The sequence below is a fragment of the Polaromonas sp. SP1 genome, assembly GCF_003711205.1.
Classification (GTDB): domain Bacteria; phylum Pseudomonadota; class Gammaproteobacteria; order Burkholderiales; family Burkholderiaceae_C; genus Polaromonas.
Genome location: NZ_CP031013.1, coordinates 2,526,425 through 2,541,437, shown reverse-complemented (window position 1 = coordinate 2,541,437; position 15,013 = coordinate 2,526,425). Strand labels below are relative to the sequence as shown.

Below are 15,013 nucleotides of genomic sequence, written 5' to 3'. Positions count from 1 at the left end.
GGTGGTCTGGAACCTGCTGGCGATCCAAAGGCGGGCCGGGCCCGGCGCTTCGGCCCGGATTTCCGGGCCAGCCCTGCGCGCAGATAAAATCGCAGGGAAGAGTATTGCACCGGTCACTGCCATTCGGCCATGACTTGAAACACTATTTCAGCCTCCCGGAAGCGGTTTGTGAGCCAAACAGCTCCCTGAGGCCGCAGATCCGCCCGAAACAGCGCATCTGGCCCCCTGAATCCCGGCCAGCACCTGCCCGACAAGAAAGCCTGACGTGAACCAATTCGACAAAAAATCCCAAGCCTGGTCCGCCCTCTTTTCCGAGCCCATGAGCGACCTGGTCAAACGCTATACGTCCAGCGTGTTTTTTGACAAACGCCTGTGGCAGGCCGACATCGCCGGCTCACTGGCCCACGCCGAGATGCTGGCCGCGCAAAAAATCATCCCGGCAGCCGACTTTGCCGACATCCAGAAGGGCATGGCCCAGATCACCAGCGAAATCGAGTCCGGCGCCTTTGAATGGAAGCTGGACCTGGAAGACGTGCACTTCAACATTGAGGCGCGCCTGACCCAGCTGGTGGGCGACGCCGGCAAACGCCTGCACACCGGCCGCAGCCGCAACGACCAGGTCGCCACCGATGTGCGCCTGTGGCTGCGCAGCGAGATCGACCTGATCGCCGGACTGCTGACCGACCTGCAACAGGCCCTGGTCGACATCGCCGAGACCAACGCCGAGGTCATCCTGCCGGGCTTTACCCACCTGCAGGTGGCCCAGCCGGTGAGCTTTGGCCACCACATGCTGGCTTACGTCGAGATGTTCAGCCGCGACGCCGAGCGCATGCAGGAAATCAGGAAACGCGTGAACCGCCTGCCGCTGGGCGCCGCCGCGCTGGCCGGCACCAGCTACCCGCTGGACCGCGAACGTGTGGCCAAAACCCTGGGCATGGTCGACGAAGCCGGCAAGCCGCAGGTCTGCCAGAACAGTCTGGACGCGGTGAGCGACCGCGACTTTGCGATCGAGTTCACGGCGGCGGCGTCGCTTTCGATGGTGCACATCAGCCGCATGAGCGAAGAGCTGATCCTGTGGATGAGCCAGAACTTCGGTTTCATCCACATCCCCGACCGCTTCACCACCGGCTCGTCCATCATGCCGCAGAAGAAAAACCCCGATGTGCCTGAATTGGCCCGCGGCAAGACCGGCCGGGTGGTCGGCCACCTGATGGGCCTGATCACCCTGATGAAGGGCCAGCCCCTGGCCTACAACAAGGACAACCAGGAAGACAAGGAGCCGCTGTTCGACACCGTCGACACGCTCAAAGACACGCTGCGAATCTTTGCCGAGATGGTGGCCGGCATCACCGTCAAGCCCGAGGCCATGGAAAAGGCCGCGCTGCGCGGCTACGCCACCGCCACCGACCTGGCCGACTACCTGGTGAAAAAAGGCCTGCCTTTCCGCGACGCCCATGAAACCGTGGCCCACGCCGTCAAGGCCGCCACTTCGCACGCGGTCGACCTGTCGGAGCTGCCACTGTCCGTGCTGCAGGAATTCAATCCGAATATCGAAAAAGACGTGTACGACTGCCTGAGCCTGCGCGGCTCCCTCAACGCCCGCAACATCCTGGGCGGCACCGCACCGGCCCAGGTGAAGGCGCAGATCGCGCGGCACCGCGCGCGGCTGGGTTAAGCCCCCGCTAAGGTGTGCTTTGTAGAGTCAGTAACTGCGACGGACTCAGCAATGCAACTACCGCCAATTAGCAGCCCCACACCCGCAGAGGCCGCTGGGGCTCTTCAACCCAGCATGAGCCGCGGAACCGGCTTTGCCGGGCCGCAGGCGGGTGGCCCCCTCGGGGGGCAGGGAGCTACACGCAGTGAGCGACCGTGGGGGCTCAACTAATGCGCCTGTTATTGGTTGAAGACGACGCCATGATCGGCGAGACCGTGCTGCGGGTGCTGCGCGCCGAGCACTATGCCGTCGACTGGGTGCGCGACGGCAGCATGGCCGACGAGGCCCTGCGCAGTGCGCAGTACGACCTGGTGCTGCTGGACCTGGGCCTGCCCAAGCGCGACGGCCTGGACGTGCTGCGGGCCTTGCGCGCGCGCCGCAACACCACGCCGGTGATGGTGGCCACAGCGCGTGACGCGGTGGGCGACCGCATCGCCGGGCTGGACGCCGGTGCCGACGATTACGTCGTCAAACCCTATGACACCGACGAGCTGCTGGCCCGCATACGCGCGCTGATACGCCGCAGCGCGGGCCGGGCCGAGCCGGCGTTTGAACACAAGGGCGTGAGCCTGAACCCCGCCACCCGCGAGGCCAGCCTGAACGGCCAGCCGGTGTCGCTGTCGGCACGTGAATGGGCGGTGCTCGAACCCCTGCTTGCCCGCCCGGGCGTGGTGCTGTCGCGTGCACAGCTTGAAGAAAAACTCTTCAGCTGGAAAGACGACGTGAGCAGCAACGCGGTCGAGGTCTATATCCACGGCGTGCGTAAAAAGCTCGGAAACGACATCATCCAGACCGTGCGTGGGCTGGGTTATCTGGTACCTAAACAATGATGGCCAACGTCAAGTACCCAGCCACCCACTCATTGCGCGGACGCCTGCTGTGGTTCATATTGGCCGCGATCTTCCTTGCCGCCTTGATGCAGGCCGCCACAGCCTATCGCGGCGCCTTGCAGCAGGCCGACGCAATGTTCGACGAGCACCTGCAGCAAATGGCGCGTTCGCTGCGCAGCGGCGTCCCGCTCAATTCGCCGCTGGACGAAGCCGACAGCGACGACCGCTTTGAGGTCTATGTGCAGATCTGGGGCCAGGACGGCACGCAGATCTTCCGCTCGACGCGCTCGGCGCTGCCGCCGCGCGCGGTGCTGGGGTTTTCAGATGTGGAAGCCCACGGCAACCGCTACCGCGTCTACACCCTGCAGACCGCGCTGCAAACGGTGCAGATCGCGCAGGACCTGGACGCCCGCTCGGCGCGCGCGCGGGCGCTGGCGCTGCGCGCGGTGCTGCCCTTTTTGCTGCTGACGCCGCTGCTGATGCTGGCGGTGTGGTGGGTCATCAGCCGCTCACTCGCGCCGATTGAGCGCGCGCGCCGCCAGGTGGCCGGCCGCCGGGCCGACGATTTGTCGCCCCTGGCCGACACCGGGCTGCCCGACGAGGTGCGCCCGCTGGTGGACGAACTCAACCTGCTGTTTGGCCGCGTGCGCACCGCCTTTGAAGCGCAGCGGCATTTTGTGGCCGATGCGGCGCACGAGCTGCGCTCGCCGTTGACGGCGCTCAAGCTGCAGGCGCAGGCCCTGCGCCGCAGCGATGAATCCCCTGCAGAGCGGGAAGCCAATATCGCCCGGCTCAACCAGGGCATTGACCGGGCGATACGGCTGGTCGAGCAACTGCTGGTGCTGGCGCGGGAAGAAGCCAAGGAAGGCCCGGCCGCAGGCGCCGCCATGCCGGTGGACCTGCGGGACATCGTGAAGCTGGCAGTCGCCGACGTGTTGCCGCACGCGCACCACAAGGAGATCGACCTGGGCGTGGCGGGCGGCTTGCCTGAAGGGCCGGTGCAGGTCAGCGGCCACGAAGAAGCCTTGCGCATCCTGCTGCGCAACCTGCTGGACAACGCCGTGAAGTACACACCGGCAGCAGGGCGCGTGGATGTCTCGCTTGAGGCGCAAGACGGCTTGCCGGTGCTGGTGGTGCAAGACAGTGGCCCCGGCATTGCACAGGAAGACCGAGGCCGCGTGTTCGACCGTTTCTTCCGCGCGAGCGGCGCGACTGGCGCCACCGGCCAGGCCGGCGAATCCGCAGATGCCCCCACCTTCGGCAGCGGCCTGGGGCTGGCCATTGTGAACACGATTGCCGAACGGCACGGCGCGACGCTGCAACTGGGCACGTCGGAGCGCCTGGGCGGGCTCAAGGTCGAGGTGCGGTTTCCCGCGGCCCCGGCCGCTGCCTGAGTTTTCCGTCGTCCTCCTGCCTGCCCGCTTCTCTTTCGCGGATTGCTATTTAATTGATAGCAATACATCCATGCTACGCCTGGGCTATAGCCCTATTTGACGCATAAATACCAGGCATCCGGATCCGGGCGAAATGCAGGCATCCTTTAAGCCCAGCCTAAGACAGCATCCTCATAGTTGTGGGTAACGGCACCACTGGTGTGCCCTAACCGAAGGAAGCAACCCATGAAATTCGCTGCACTGAAAAACACCCAGTTGGTTCTTGCGCTGCTGGCCGCGGGCGCCGTCGGCGGCGCGGGAGTCAGCGCCTTCAACGCCGCGCACTCCGTCGCCACCGCCGCCACCGCCGCCACCGCCGCCTCTCCTGCCGCCATCACGGCCAACGCGGGCGCCGGCGCAGGCACGCTGGCGCCCCTCCCCGGCGTGCCGGTCGCCCTGCCCGACTTCTCGCAGATCACCGAGCGCTACGGCCCGGCCGTCGTCAACATCAGCGTGACCGGCACGACCAAGGTGCGCAACGACTCGCCCATGGCCCAGGGTGACGATGACGACAACGACGGCACACCGTCGGGCGACCCCTTCTTTGAATTCTTCAAACGCTTCCAGCAAGGCCAGGGCCGCCCCGGGGGCCGCGGCAATGCACAGGAAATGCCCACACGCGGCCAGGGCTCGGGTTTTATCGTCAGCTCCGACGGCATCATCCTGACCAATGCCCACGTGGTACGAGACGCCAAGGAAGTCACCGTCAAGCTGACCGACCGGCGTGAATACCGCGCCAAGGTGCTGGGCGCCGACCCCAAGACCGATGTCGCCGTGCTGCGCATCGACGCCAAAAACCTGCCCGTCGTCACGCTCGGCAAAGTCGCCGACCTGAAAGTCGGCGAATGGGTGCTGGCCATCGGCTCGCCCTTCGGTTTTGAAAACACCGTGACCGCCGGCGTCGTCAGCGCCAAGGGCCGCTCGCTGCCCGACGACAGCGCCGTGCCTTTCATCCAGACCGACGTGGCCGTCAACCCCGGCAACTCCGGCGGCCCGCTGTTTAACACCCGCGGCGAAGTGGTCGGTATCAACTCGCAGATCTACAGCCGCAGCGGCGGCTACCAGGGCGTCTCGTTCGCCATCCCGATCGACGTGGCGGCCCGCATCAAGAACCAGCTGGTCGCCACCGGCAAGGTCGAGCACGCGCGCCTGGGCGTGGCGGTGCAGGAAGTCAACCAGGCTTTTGCCGACTCCTTCAAGCTCGACAAGCCCGAGGGCGCGCTGGTGTCCATGGTGGAGAAAGGCGGCCCCGGCGAGAAGGCCGGCCTGCAGTCCGGCGACGTGATCCGCAGCGTCAACGGCCAGCGCATCGTCTCCTCAGGCGACCTGCCCGCCATCATCGGCCTGGCAGCGCCCGGCGACAGCGTCAAGCTCGACGTGTGGCGCCAGGGTGCAGCCAAAGAAGTCACCGCCAGGCTGGGCAGCGCCGACGAGAAATCGGCCAAGGCAGAAGCCGGCAAAAAAGACGCCGCCAGCCAGGGGAAGCTGGGCCTGGCCCTGCGCCCGATGCAACCGGATGAAAAGCAGGAAGCCGGTGTCGACAACGGCCTGGTCGTGCAACAAGCCACCGGCCCCGCAGCCCTGGCCGGCGTAGAGCCCGGCGACGTGCTGCTGTCCATCAATGGCGTGCCGGTGAAAAACATCGACCAGGTGCGGGCGACCGTGGCCAAGGCGGAGAAATCTGTGGCGCTGCTGATCCAGCGTGGGGACAGCAAGATTTTTGTGCCGGTGAATCTGGGTTGATCACTTAGGCAAGTCCGTCCAACACGCGGCCTCCGGCTTCTTGCCGGAGGCCGTTTTTGTTGGGTGGAGTTTCACGGATGCGTCCGGTACGATGACAGCTGACAACCAGCCGTGAACATTAATCCGGAACCCCATGAGCAATCGAACATTTGCCTGTCTTGGATGCAGAAAACTCCAGCGAAGAAACCAGCTGACGGAGCACTTCTTCTGCCCTGTTTGCAAAGTGGAAAGCATTTGTGTGCCGTGGAAACTTCACGTACCGGCGCCCCGCAAAAAGCGAAAGTGGGACGCTTTCTGGGCCCAGTACCTTCTGGAATGCCGTCAGATCGAAGAGTTCAAGGCCAACAAGAACATTGCGGAGGTGTACTTGCCCCTTCTTAATGTGCGATGGAGCAGGAAGGTCGGCCCATCCGCAATGGTTTGAGCAAGGGCCGCTCCGGCCCATGGCTGGTTCAGGCCCGCTTTCGTTGGCCAATCAACATTCACCAGGCCATCAAGTAAATCTGACAAGAGATCAAACCGGCGCGTAAGCCCCCGTGCCGCCCGGCCAGGCCGTCAGCACCTCATAGCCCTCGGGCGTCACCGCCACCATGTGTTCCCACTGGGCAGACAAGGATCTGTCCTTGGTCACCACCGTCCAGCCATCGGCCAACTGCCGGGTGTCGCGTTTGCCGGCGTTGATCATCGGCTCGATGGTGAAGACCATGCCCACCTCAAGCTTGAGCCCTTCGCCGCGCTGGCCGTAGTGCAGCACGTCCGGCTTCTCGTGGTAGACCTGCCCGATGCCATGCCCGCAGTATTCACGCACCACGCTGAAATGCTCGCGATGAGCGACCGACTGGATGGCGTGGCCGATATCGCCGAGCGTGGCGCCGGGTTTGACCTGGCGGATGCCGGCCAGCATGGCTTCGTACGTCGTCTCCACCAGGCGGCGCGCCAGCACGCTGGGCTCCCCGACGAAGAACATGCGGCTGGTGTCACCGAACCAGCCGTCCTTGATCACCGCGACATCAATGTTGACGATGTCGCCTTTTTTCAAAATCTTGTCGGGCGAAGGAATGCCGTGGCATACCACCTGGTTGACGGAGGTGAGGATGGTCTTTGGATAGCCGAGATAGCCCACGTTGGCCGGGATGGCGCCCTGCACCTTCACGATGTGGTCGTTGCAGATCTGGTCCAACGCATCGGTGCTGACGCCCGGAACGACGTGCGGCCCGATCATGGCGAGAACCTCCGCCGCAAGCTGGCCGGCGCGCCGCGCCATCTCGATGTCGCCGGGGGACTTGAGGGTAACGGTGCGGGCCATCAGCGTTTTCCAGCCGCGCTCGTGCGAGGCTTGGCCGCCTGGGCGGCAGCAGCCACGGTGATGTCCAGCCCTCCCGCAAGTTCAGCCCGCACCAGGAGCTGGCAGATCTCCCGGTGGTCCAGATCCGGGTGCATCTCGGTCAACATGCCGACCCGCATCCAGTGCTCGGCCTGCGCATTGATGGAGCGGCTCAGGGCGTTGCCCGCGACCCGCAGGTTCTCATGCATCAGGTCTGAAATTTTGACAATACCCATGGCTGGCCTTCTATACGTAATGTATATGAATTATATATACATCATATGGCCCGATATTTTTCATGCAGCTGCATTGACCTCGACATAATCGGCACCATCGCCATCCCTAGGAAAGTCACGACATGACCCACTTCAAGGAAGTCGCTCTCGCGCACGCCAGCCGCCTGATCAACCATGGGCCAACGGTGTTGGTGACCAGTGCGCACGGCGCGGCGCGCAACGTGATGGCCGCTGCCTGGTCGATGCCGGTGGAGTTCACCCCGCCGCGTATTGCCATCGTGATTGACAAGAAAACCTACACCCGGGAGCTCATCGCCGCCAGCGGCGGGTTCGGTATCTGCCTTCCCTGCACCACGCTGGCCGGTGTCACGCATGCCGTCGGGAGTGAATCGGGCCGCACCGTCGACAAGTTTGCACAGTACGGGTTGAAGGCCCGCACCGGGCCGGTGCTCGGCATGCCCTTGCTGGAAGAAGGTTGTGCGGCATGGCTGGAGTGCCGGCTCCTCAGCGAGCCGCACACCGAGGACGCTTACGACACCTGCTTTGCGGAAGTGGTTGCCGCTGCTGCCGATGAGCGTGTGTTCCAGAACGGGCATTGGCGTTTCACTGACGACAACGTCGATTTGCAGACGATTCACCATCTGGGCGGTGGCAACTTCGTGCGCCCGGCGGGAATGTTTTATGCCGGTGATGCGGCGAAAAATACGTCCTGAGGCTATCGTCAACCAGGAGTTGGTTTCGCCCCACAATCACTCCACAAGCTTCGTCGCACAGCATCGGCGGGACCGTCCAAAGCTTTACCATTGCGGCCATGAAAACAACCTACATCCTCGGCGCCATCCTGGCTTGCAGCATCATCGGCGCACTGGTCGGTGCGCGCGCGGCGCGGACCGCGCTCTTCGTGGCATCCGCACTGCTGTCCCTCTATGGCCTGTTTCGCCTGCTGGGCTGAGCGCAGCAGTACCTCCTGACAAGCGCGACGCGAGCGTTCCGACCCCATGGCCACCACCAGCCGAAACCAGGGCAACCTGATCACCCGCCTCGTTCAACGCGGCCGTGAAGAACGCCTGGCGCAGGCAGCGGGCGGGCTCACCTTCACGATGGTGATGTCCATGGTGCCGATGCTGGCGGTCAGTTTTGCGCTGTTCTCGCGCACGCCGGCCCTGCACGCCACCGGTGACGCGATTCGCGAACACCTGCTGCGCGGGCTGCTGCCGGCGGGCATCGCCAAAACCGTGCTCAAACACCTGGCGCAGTTCGCAGGCAATGCCAACGGGCTCACGCTGGTGGGCTTTGCGGTGCTGATGGTGTCGGCGCTGACGCTGCTGTTGAGCATGGAGAACACGCTGAACCGCATCTGGCAGGTGAAAAAATCGCGCCCGGTGTTGCGCCGCCTGGCCTTGTACGCCGGCATGCTGCTTACCGGCCCGGTGCTCATAGGCGCAAGCCTGTGGGCTGCGTCATATCTGGTGGCCGCCTCCAACGGATTGGTGGGCGCACGGTCGGACTGGGTGCCGCATGCCATCAACCTGGGGCCGGCCATTCTGAGCGCCATCGGCTTCACTTGCCTGTTCCGCTTTGTGCCCAACACCTGCGTGCGCTGGCGTCATGCGATCACCGGCGGCCTGCTGGCCGGCATCGCATTCGAGCTGGGCAAATACGGCTTTGCGATTTACCTGGCCAATGTGCCCACCTACCGCACGATCTACGGCTCCTTCGCGCCGTTGCTGGCCTTCCTCGTGTGGGTGTATTACTCGTGGCTGGTCACGCTGGCTGCGGCGCTGGTCAGCGCCAGCTTGCCGCGTGGCGGGTCGCAGCCGGCGCGGCGTTTGTCGCGGGCCTAAGCTGAGGCCATGGACTCGCTGATTGCCGCCTCCGCCCGTGCGCTGGCTGCGGGCGATGCACTGGGCGCCCTCAAACTTGTCGCCCTGCGTGACGACCCGCCCGCGCTGGCCTTGCGCGGCATCGCCATGGCCCAATTGGGTGAACACCCGCGCGCCCGTGAACTCCTCAAACGCGCGGCGCGCGGCTTTGGCGCCCATGAAGCGCTGGCGCGTGCGCGCTGCGTAGTGGCAGAAGCCGAAGTGGCCATGGCCATGCGTGACTTTGCCGGTTCGCCCCGCGCACTGGCAGCGGCGGCGGCGACGCTGGAAGCACATGCCGACACGGCCAACGCGCTGCAGGCCTGGCTCATCACGGCGCGCAGGCAGTTGCTGCTGGGCCGGCTGGATGAAGCGGCGGCAGCACTCGCAAAGCTGGATGCGCGCGGCCTGCCGCCTTCGCTGCGAGCCGTGGCCGAACTGACCTCAGCCGAGCTGGCCTTGCGATCGCTGCGCGTGGGCGAGGCACGCATGGCGCTGGCGCGTGCACACGCGGCGGCCGAACGTGCGCAAGTGCCGGCGCTGCTGGCCGAGGTGACGGAAGCGCGTGCGGCCCTCGACAGACCGGCCGCCCGGCGCCTTGCCGTCGGCCGTGAGCACGCTCTGCGCCTTGATGAGGTGTCAGCGCTGCTGGCTTCGGACGCGCTGGTGGTCGACGCCTGCCGCCGCGGGCTGGGTGCCGCTGACCAGTGGCGGCCGCTGGCGCGCCGGCCTGTGCTGTTTACGCTGGCGCGTTCGCTGGCCGAAGCATGGCCGGGCGATACCAGCCGCGAAGCCTTGATCGAAACCGCCTTTCGCACCCGGCACCCCGACGAAACGCACAGGGCACGCCTGCGGGTGGAGATCGGCCGCCTGCGCGCGCTGGTCAAACCGCTCGCGGCCATCGAGGCGACCGAGCGGGGTTTCATCCTGAAGCCGCTGGCCGGCCGAGATGTAGCCGTGCTGGCGCCACCGATTGACGGCGAGCAGGCTTCGCTGGTGGCGCTGCTGTCGGACGGCGCGGCCTGGTCCACCTCCGCCCTGGCGCTGGCCCTGGGCGCAAGCCAGCGTACCGTGCAGCGGGCGCTGGCCGACCTGGAGGCCGAAGGGCGGGTGCGCTCCATCGGCAAGGCGCGTGCGCAGCGCTGGCTGGCGCCGCCGCTGGCCGGATTCACGACGATCTTGTTACTCCCCGCTTCGCTGCCGATTGGATAGAGTTGACTCCATCGCATCGATTCACGGTGCAACAGGAGCAGCAATGACAAGCAAGGTCCTCAAGAAAACCTCCGAGCCCAAGGCACGCCCTGCCGAGATCGTGCGCGAATACAGCTTCCCCGGCGTTGACGACATCGCTGGCGTGACCCACGACGGCCAGCGCGTCTGGGCGGCCACCGGCGCCAAACTGATTGCCTTTGATCCCGCCAGCGGCGAACAAACGCGCACACTGGAGCGCGCCTGCGACGCCGGCACCGCCTTTGACGGCAAGCACCTCTACCAGATCGCCGAGACACGCATCGACAAAATCGACCCCGCCACCGGCAAGGTCGTGGCGTCCATCCCGGCGCCCGGCAGCGGCAGCGACTCGGGCCTGACCTGGGCCGAAGGCAGCCTGTGGGTAGGCCAGTACCGCGACCGCCGGATTCACCAGGTCGACCCCAAGACAGGCGCCATCCAGCGCACGATTGAATCCAACCGTTTCGTCACCGGTGTGACCTGGGTGGATGGCGAGCTGTGGCACGGCACCTGGGAGGGCGACCAGAGCGAAATCCGGCGCATCGACCCGAAGAACGGCGCCGTGATCGAGCGGCTCGAAATGCCGCAAGGCGCCGGCGTCAGCGGGCTGGAGTCCGACGGCGCGGACCTCTTTTATGCAGGCGGCGGCAAGAGCGGCAAAGTCCGCGCCGTGCGGCGTCCCAAGGCCAGCTAACCCTCGCGCGCAAGGCATGACGCCCTTGCGCTGACCACCCCATTCGGTCATAGGACCGTTAACGAGCGCGCCTGTTTCCAGCACAGGTCGGGCAGCGCTTTGACTCTCGCAAGACAAACCCAGGCAAATCGCCCAAAAGACCATCGAACCAAGGAGAAAACCATGAAGCTTTATTACAGTCCGTCCGCCTGCTCGCTGGCATCGCACATTGCCGCCCATGAGCTGGGCTTGTCCATTGAACTCGTAAAACTCGATGTGCCCACCAAACGCACCGAACACGGGGAGGACTATTTCGCCATCAACCCCAAGGGACTGGTTCCCGCGCTCAGACTGGACGACGGCACTGTGCTGACGGAGGGTCCTGCCGTCCTCCAATACCTCGCTGACCTGAAACCTGACGCACAGCTGGCGCCCGCCAACGGCAGCATGGCGCGCTACCGCCTGCAGGAGATGCTGGGCTACATCAATTCAGAGCTGCACCAAAGTTACATGCCGCTCTTCAACCCGGCCTGCAGCGACGAGGTTCGCAGCGCCCGCATGGCCTACCTGCACAAACACTACGGCCTGATAGAAGCCGCTCTGGGCCGCACACCATTTTTGCTGGGCGACCGCTTCACAGTGGCCGACGCCTACCTGTTTGTGGTCACGCGCTGGGCCGAGTTCGTCAAGCTCGACCTGTCGGCCTTCCCCAGGCTGCTGGCCTTCCAGGCGCGCATCGCTGCACGGCCGGCCGTGCAGGCGGCGCTGCGCCGCGAACAGCCTGCAAGCGCCTGAGCAAAAACTTTCCGTCACCCACCCAGGAGAACACCATGACCACCACCATGACCGAAGCATCCACCCTGAACCACCCCGTCGTACCCAGAGACACATGGCTGGCCGAGCGCAAGACGCTGCTGGCGCAGGAGAAAGAACTGACACGCCTGCGCGACCAGATCGCCCGCCAGCGCCGCGCCCTGCCCTGGGTTCATGTTGACAAGAACTATGTGTTCGACACCCCCGAAGGCAAGCGCTCGCTGGCCGATTTGTTTGAAGGCCGCCGCCAGCTGATGGTGCAGCACTTCATGTTTGGCCCCGGCTGGGAACAGGGTTGCCCGAGTTGCTCCTTCATGGCCGACCACACCGACGGCATGAAGATTCACCTGGAGCATCGCGACATCACATTCGTCGCCGTTTCACGCGCCACACTGCCGGAGATAGAACACTTCCGCCAGCGCATGGGCTGGCAGTTCAAGTGGGTGTCATCCAACGCCAACGATTTCAACTACGACTTCCACGTCAGCTTTACGCCGGAAGAACGCGCCAGGGGCGATGTTCCCTACAACTACACCCTGCAGCAGTTCCCGGCCGACGAGGCGCCCGGCATCAGCCTGTTCTACAAAGACAGCGCAGGCCAGGTCTTTCACACCTACTCCACCTACGGGCGCGGCGTGGAGGTGATGATCGGCACGTACCACATGCTCGACCTCGCACCCAAAGGCCGCGACGAGCGCGACGTGTTCTACAAGATGGAGTGGATGCGCCACCACGACCGCTACGAGACCCAGGCGGTATTCACCCCCGCGCCTGTCGCCCACTCCGCCCCTTCAGCCCACTCGTGCTGCAGCGACAAGGCCTGACCGGCCTGAGCAGACGAACATCATGTCGGACCTTTGGCCATGGCTGGTGGTGGCAGGGCTGGGCGCCCTTCACGGGTTGAACCCTGCCACCGGCTGGATCTGGGCCACCGCCTGGGGCGTACGCTCGGGTGACAGGGCACAGGCGATGCGAGCTTTGCTGCCTATCGCCGTGGGGCATCTTGCATCGGTCGCGCTGGTGGCCGGTGCGGTGACGTTGGGCCTGGCCATGGACCGCACATGGCTGCAGGCGCTGGCAGGTGGGCTGTTTGCCGTTGCCGTCATCGCTCACCTGTCTGGTCGCCTGCCCCATGCGGTGCGCGTACCTGCAGGGCACGCCGGCCTGGCGCTATGGTCTTTCATGATGTCCACCGCGCATGGTGCGGGCCTGATGCTGGTGCCGGCGCTGGTTCCGCTTTGCGCGGGGGATGGATCAGCTCTGGAAATAACTGGATCGGCACCGTTGGCAACTGCAATCGCAGCGCTAGGCGTTCACACGGCGGCAATGCTCTTTGTCACCGGCCTCATCGCCAGCGGAGTTTGCCGTGGCTTGAAAGCCTGCGGCCGTTTTGGCATGAAGCAATAGAGCTCTCAACAATGCTCACCAGCATGACGTTATACGGCCGTCAGTCGTAGCCAGGCGCCCGCAGTGTCACGTGCGTGCCCAGGCCGGCCAGTGGGATCCGGCAGGACTCCGGCCGCTCCAGAGTCAGCGCCCGGTGAAGCTGCTGAAGTGCCGCGACGCATTCCCGAACGATGGCCTTTGTGCGTTCTGCGGCATCTGGCGCCCGGGCTGTGGGTGTGGACAGCTGTGCGTCTATGGCAACGAGCAAGCGGTACTTCACCGCGCAGAACAAGACGTCCCAGTCTTCAATTTCCACTTCCAGGGGATTGTCATGGTGCGGCCTGTGCTCTTGCTCCCAGGCCACGATTTCCAGAACCCTCAGTGCGGCCCTGCTGGCTTCAGAAATCGGATTCAGCGGCCGCTGGATGGGGTCGGCTGAGTCCAGCAAAGCCAAGGCTGTATGCGCCAATAGGTTGATCTTGTGTGATCTATGGGGAGCAATTTGGGTCATGACCAAAGCCTTGTGACAACGAGCAGGTTGAGTCGATCCGTTGGACCGGCGGCCCTGGCCCGTGATCCACCCGCGTTGGTTGTAGGTGAGTTGTGGCCTCGGGTCTGTTCGCTGGGACACAGTCGGGCGGGCGCGTGAAGCGGTGTATCGATTGCGTATGTAGAAGAAAGTTAGCGGCTTCAACGCTCAGCGGTCATGAGAGCGCACACAGCGTGGGCTGCCTGGCCCCGGGAGAAATGACATCGCTGCATATGCGCTGCAAGAGGCAGATGCGCCAGGCCAGTCGGTCCTGATCGCCGGTGGACGCATTGCGGCGGGAATGCCCGGCACTCCGCGAGTTGAAGCAAAAAGTACTGCCTCGATCTATTTCAGAATTTGCTCAAATTTGACGGGCGACGTATCCATCGAGCAGTTTCCCATTCGCTTCGCCGCGGTAGCGACCGACCTGCAGAGCCCTGCACGCGCCGCACTGAACAAGTGGCGGCAGGTTGACGAACAAGCGCTCATCCTGGGTTCGCAAGTCGAAACGAACTGAGCACGGCAGAGAAATCCGGCGCCACCTGGTTGACATGCTCACTAGCCACCTGCGCCAGGATGAACGCCTTTTTGTGTTGATCTGACACCAGAAAGAACCTGGCCTCGTGCGGGACCTCCTGGCCCAGCAAGTGGACGCTGAACTTCTGCTGTATGCCATTCTGGTTCTGCCCTCCCACCTCACCAGTGATCGCCTGTGACGACCCGGGGCTGACCTTGGCCGCACTGAAAGAACCAACAGACAGGCTTTCCTTGACGGCGCTGGCGCGTTCACGTTCTATCGAGGCCGCAAAAGCGTCGAGTGTCAAGCCGGTGGATGCCGGCAAAAGCAAGACCGACACAAGCGCCGAATGCGGGCCTTCCAGGTCGATAGTCCGAAATCCGGTGCCTTCCTGGCTGGTGGTATCGCTCGTGACCTTCCAGTTTGAAAGATGCGCGAACGAAACTCCGCTTTTTTCATAGGTGACCAAGGTCGGCTTGCCGGGTGAGCAGGCGAAGTTGAGGACAGCAAGCAGCAGCAAAAGGCTCGCCTTGACGATTTTCATGAATCACTCCACGGCCTTGAGAGCCTGATGTTTGAGCCAAACGGCAAGGGCATCGTAATCAATGAAATGAAAGCCGGAAAACCATTCGGCCGTCAACTAAAGCCCCAGGCCCTTGGTTGGGAGATTTTTCCCCGGGTCGCAGCTATTTTGTTACATATAAATCGGCTACCCTTGCCCTT

16 protein-coding genes are annotated in these 15,013 nt (G+C 64.3%); 12 read left to right on the top strand and 4 right to left on the bottom strand.

The window, feature by feature from the left end; translation table 11 throughout:
- Positions 1–265: 265 nt before the first annotated feature.
- From argH to DT070_RS11990, 4 genes are all read left to right on the top strand, one after another.
- Positions 266–1,675 carry an argininosuccinate lyase gene (gene argH, locus DT070_RS12005; RefSeq protein WP_122955610.1) on the top strand — a complete coding sequence of 470 codons (1,410 nt, stop codon included), beginning with the start codon at positions 266–268 and terminating at the stop codon, positions 1,673–1,675.
- Between the two features lie 209 nt (positions 1,676–1,884).
- Complete coding sequence (locus DT070_RS12000; protein ID WP_122955609.1) at positions 1,885–2,544, top strand: response regulator transcription factor; 660 nt, start codon at positions 1,885–1,887, stop codon at positions 2,542–2,544.
- Positions 2,541–3,938 carry an ATP-binding protein gene (locus DT070_RS11995; protein ID WP_369973863.1) on the top strand — a complete coding sequence of 466 codons (1,398 nt, stop codon included), beginning with the start codon at positions 2,541–2,543 and terminating at the stop codon, positions 3,936–3,938. Before DT070_RS12000 ends, DT070_RS11995 begins: the two co-directional genes overlap by 4 nt.
- 225 nt (positions 3,939–4,163) lie before the next feature.
- On the top strand, positions 4,164–5,720 hold the full coding sequence (locus DT070_RS11990; protein WP_122955607.1) for a DegQ family serine endoprotease: 1,557 nt from the start codon (positions 4,164–4,166) through the stop codon (positions 5,718–5,720).
- Between the two features lie 514 nt (positions 5,721–6,234).
- On the opposite strand, the gene map is transcribed toward DT070_RS11990, so the two are convergent.
- Both map and DT070_RS11975 read right to left on the bottom strand, forming a co-directional pair.
- Positions 6,235–7,026 (bottom strand): type I methionyl aminopeptidase, encoded by a 792-nt coding sequence (gene map / locus DT070_RS11980; RefSeq protein ID WP_122955605.1) that lies wholly within the window; start codon positions 7,024–7,026, stop codon positions 6,235–6,237.
- Positions 7,026–7,280, bottom strand: a complete 255-nt coding sequence (locus DT070_RS11975; RefSeq protein ID WP_122955604.1) for a ParD-like family protein — start codon at positions 7,278–7,280, stop codon at positions 7,026–7,028. Before DT070_RS11975 ends, map begins: the two co-directional genes overlap by 1 nt.
- Before the next feature lie 122 nt (positions 7,281–7,402).
- Here DT070_RS11975 and DT070_RS11970 point away from each other — a divergent pair, with 122 nt between their 5' ends.
- The 8 genes from DT070_RS11970 (at position 7,403) to DT070_RS11940 (ending at position 13,265) form a co-directional block, all read left to right on the top strand.
- Positions 7,403–7,993 carry a flavin reductase family protein gene (locus DT070_RS11970; protein ID WP_122955603.1) on the top strand — a complete coding sequence of 197 codons (591 nt, stop codon included), beginning with the start codon at positions 7,403–7,405 and terminating at the stop codon, positions 7,991–7,993.
- Between the two features lie 98 nt (positions 7,994–8,091).
- Positions 8,092–8,232 carry a hypothetical protein gene (locus DT070_RS21345; protein WP_153976383.1) on the top strand — a complete coding sequence of 47 codons (141 nt, stop codon included), beginning with the start codon at positions 8,092–8,094 and terminating at the stop codon, positions 8,230–8,232.
- 46 nt (positions 8,233–8,278) lie between these two features.
- On the top strand, positions 8,279–9,124 hold the full coding sequence (locus DT070_RS11965; protein WP_122955602.1) for a YhjD/YihY/BrkB family envelope integrity protein: 846 nt from the start codon (positions 8,279–8,281) through the stop codon (positions 9,122–9,124).
- Positions 9,125–9,133: 9 nt separating this feature from the next.
- A complete protein-coding gene (locus DT070_RS11960) occupies positions 9,134–10,354 on the top strand; it encodes a helix-turn-helix domain-containing protein (protein WP_122955601.1) in 1,221 nt (406 codons plus the stop codon).
- Between the two features lie 43 nt (positions 10,355–10,397).
- The gene (locus DT070_RS11955) at positions 10,398–11,066 is read left to right on the top strand and encodes a hypothetical protein (RefSeq protein ID WP_122955600.1); all 669 of its coding nucleotides are present in this window, start codon (positions 10,398–10,400) and stop codon (positions 11,064–11,066) included.
- Between the two features lie 162 nt (positions 11,067–11,228).
- Positions 11,229–11,840 carry a glutathione transferase GstA gene (gene gstA, locus DT070_RS11950; protein ID WP_122955599.1) on the top strand — a complete coding sequence of 204 codons (612 nt, stop codon included), beginning with the start codon at positions 11,229–11,231 and terminating at the stop codon, positions 11,838–11,840.
- Positions 11,841–11,875: 35 nt separating this feature from the next.
- On the top strand, positions 11,876–12,682 hold the full coding sequence (locus DT070_RS11945; protein WP_122955598.1) for a DUF899 domain-containing protein: 807 nt from the start codon (positions 11,876–11,878) through the stop codon (positions 12,680–12,682).
- A gap of 22 nt (positions 12,683–12,704) precedes the next feature.
- Positions 12,705–13,265 carry a hypothetical protein gene (locus DT070_RS11940; RefSeq protein ID WP_122955597.1) on the top strand — a complete coding sequence of 187 codons (561 nt, stop codon included), beginning with the start codon at positions 12,705–12,707 and terminating at the stop codon, positions 13,263–13,265.
- 40 nt (positions 13,266–13,305) lie between these two features.
- Here DT070_RS11940 and DT070_RS11935 read toward each other — a convergent pair whose 3' ends face one another.
- Together DT070_RS11935 and DT070_RS11930 are read right to left on the bottom strand one after the other, a co-directional pair.
- A complete protein-coding gene (locus DT070_RS11935) occupies positions 13,306–13,755 on the bottom strand; it encodes a hypothetical protein (RefSeq protein ID WP_122955596.1) in 450 nt (149 codons plus the stop codon).
- Between the two features lie 503 nt (positions 13,756–14,258).
- The gene (locus DT070_RS11930) at positions 14,259–14,834 is read right to left on the bottom strand and encodes a hypothetical protein (protein WP_122955595.1); all 576 of its coding nucleotides are present in this window, start codon (positions 14,832–14,834) and stop codon (positions 14,259–14,261) included.
- Between the last annotated feature and the right edge of the window lie 179 nt (positions 14,835–15,013).

What these genes read in the sequence shown, in the direction of transcription:
- DT070_RS11975 (WP_122955604.1), bottom strand. Translation starts at nt 7,280, where the DNA reads ATGGGTATTGTCAAAATTTCAGACCTGATGCATGAGAACCTGCGGGTC.
- DT070_RS11945 (WP_122955598.1), top strand. Translation starts at nt 11,876, where the DNA reads ATGACCACCACCATGACCGAAGCATCCACCCTGAACCACCCCGTCGTA.
- DT070_RS11960 (WP_122955601.1), top strand. Translation starts at nt 9,134, where the DNA reads ATGGACTCGCTGATTGCCGCCTCCGCCCGTGCGCTGGCTGCGGGCGAT.
- DT070_RS11930 (WP_122955595.1), bottom strand. Translation starts at nt 14,834, where the DNA reads ATGAAAATCGTCAAGGCGAGCCTTTTGCTGCTGCTTGCTGTCCTCAAC.
- DT070_RS11990 (WP_122955607.1), top strand. Translation starts at nt 4,164, where the DNA reads ATGAAATTCGCTGCACTGAAAAACACCCAGTTGGTTCTTGCGCTGCTG.
- DT070_RS11940 (WP_122955597.1), top strand. Translation starts at nt 12,705, where the DNA reads ATGTCGGACCTTTGGCCATGGCTGGTGGTGGCAGGGCTGGGCGCCCTT.
- gstA (WP_122955599.1), top strand. Translation starts at nt 11,229, where the DNA reads ATGAAGCTTTATTACAGTCCGTCCGCCTGCTCGCTGGCATCGCACATT.
- DT070_RS11965 (WP_122955602.1), top strand. Translation starts at nt 8,279, where the DNA reads ATGGCCACCACCAGCCGAAACCAGGGCAACCTGATCACCCGCCTCGTT.
- map (WP_122955605.1), bottom strand. Translation starts at nt 7,026, where the DNA reads ATGGCCCGCACCGTTACCCTCAAGTCCCCCGGCGACATCGAGATGGCG.
- DT070_RS11995 (WP_369973863.1), top strand. Translation starts at nt 2,541, where the DNA reads ATGATGGCCAACGTCAAGTACCCAGCCACCCACTCATTGCGCGGACGC.
- DT070_RS21345 (WP_153976383.1), top strand. Translation starts at nt 8,092, where the DNA reads ATGAAAACAACCTACATCCTCGGCGCCATCCTGGCTTGCAGCATCATC.
- DT070_RS11935 (WP_122955596.1), bottom strand. Translation starts at nt 13,755, where the DNA reads ATGACCCAAATTGCTCCCCATAGATCACACAAGATCAACCTATTGGCG.
- DT070_RS12000 (WP_122955609.1), top strand. Translation starts at nt 1,885, where the DNA reads ATGCGCCTGTTATTGGTTGAAGACGACGCCATGATCGGCGAGACCGTG.
- DT070_RS11970 (WP_122955603.1), top strand. Translation starts at nt 7,403, where the DNA reads ATGACCCACTTCAAGGAAGTCGCTCTCGCGCACGCCAGCCGCCTGATC.
- DT070_RS11955 (WP_122955600.1), top strand. Translation starts at nt 10,398, where the DNA reads ATGACAAGCAAGGTCCTCAAGAAAACCTCCGAGCCCAAGGCACGCCCT.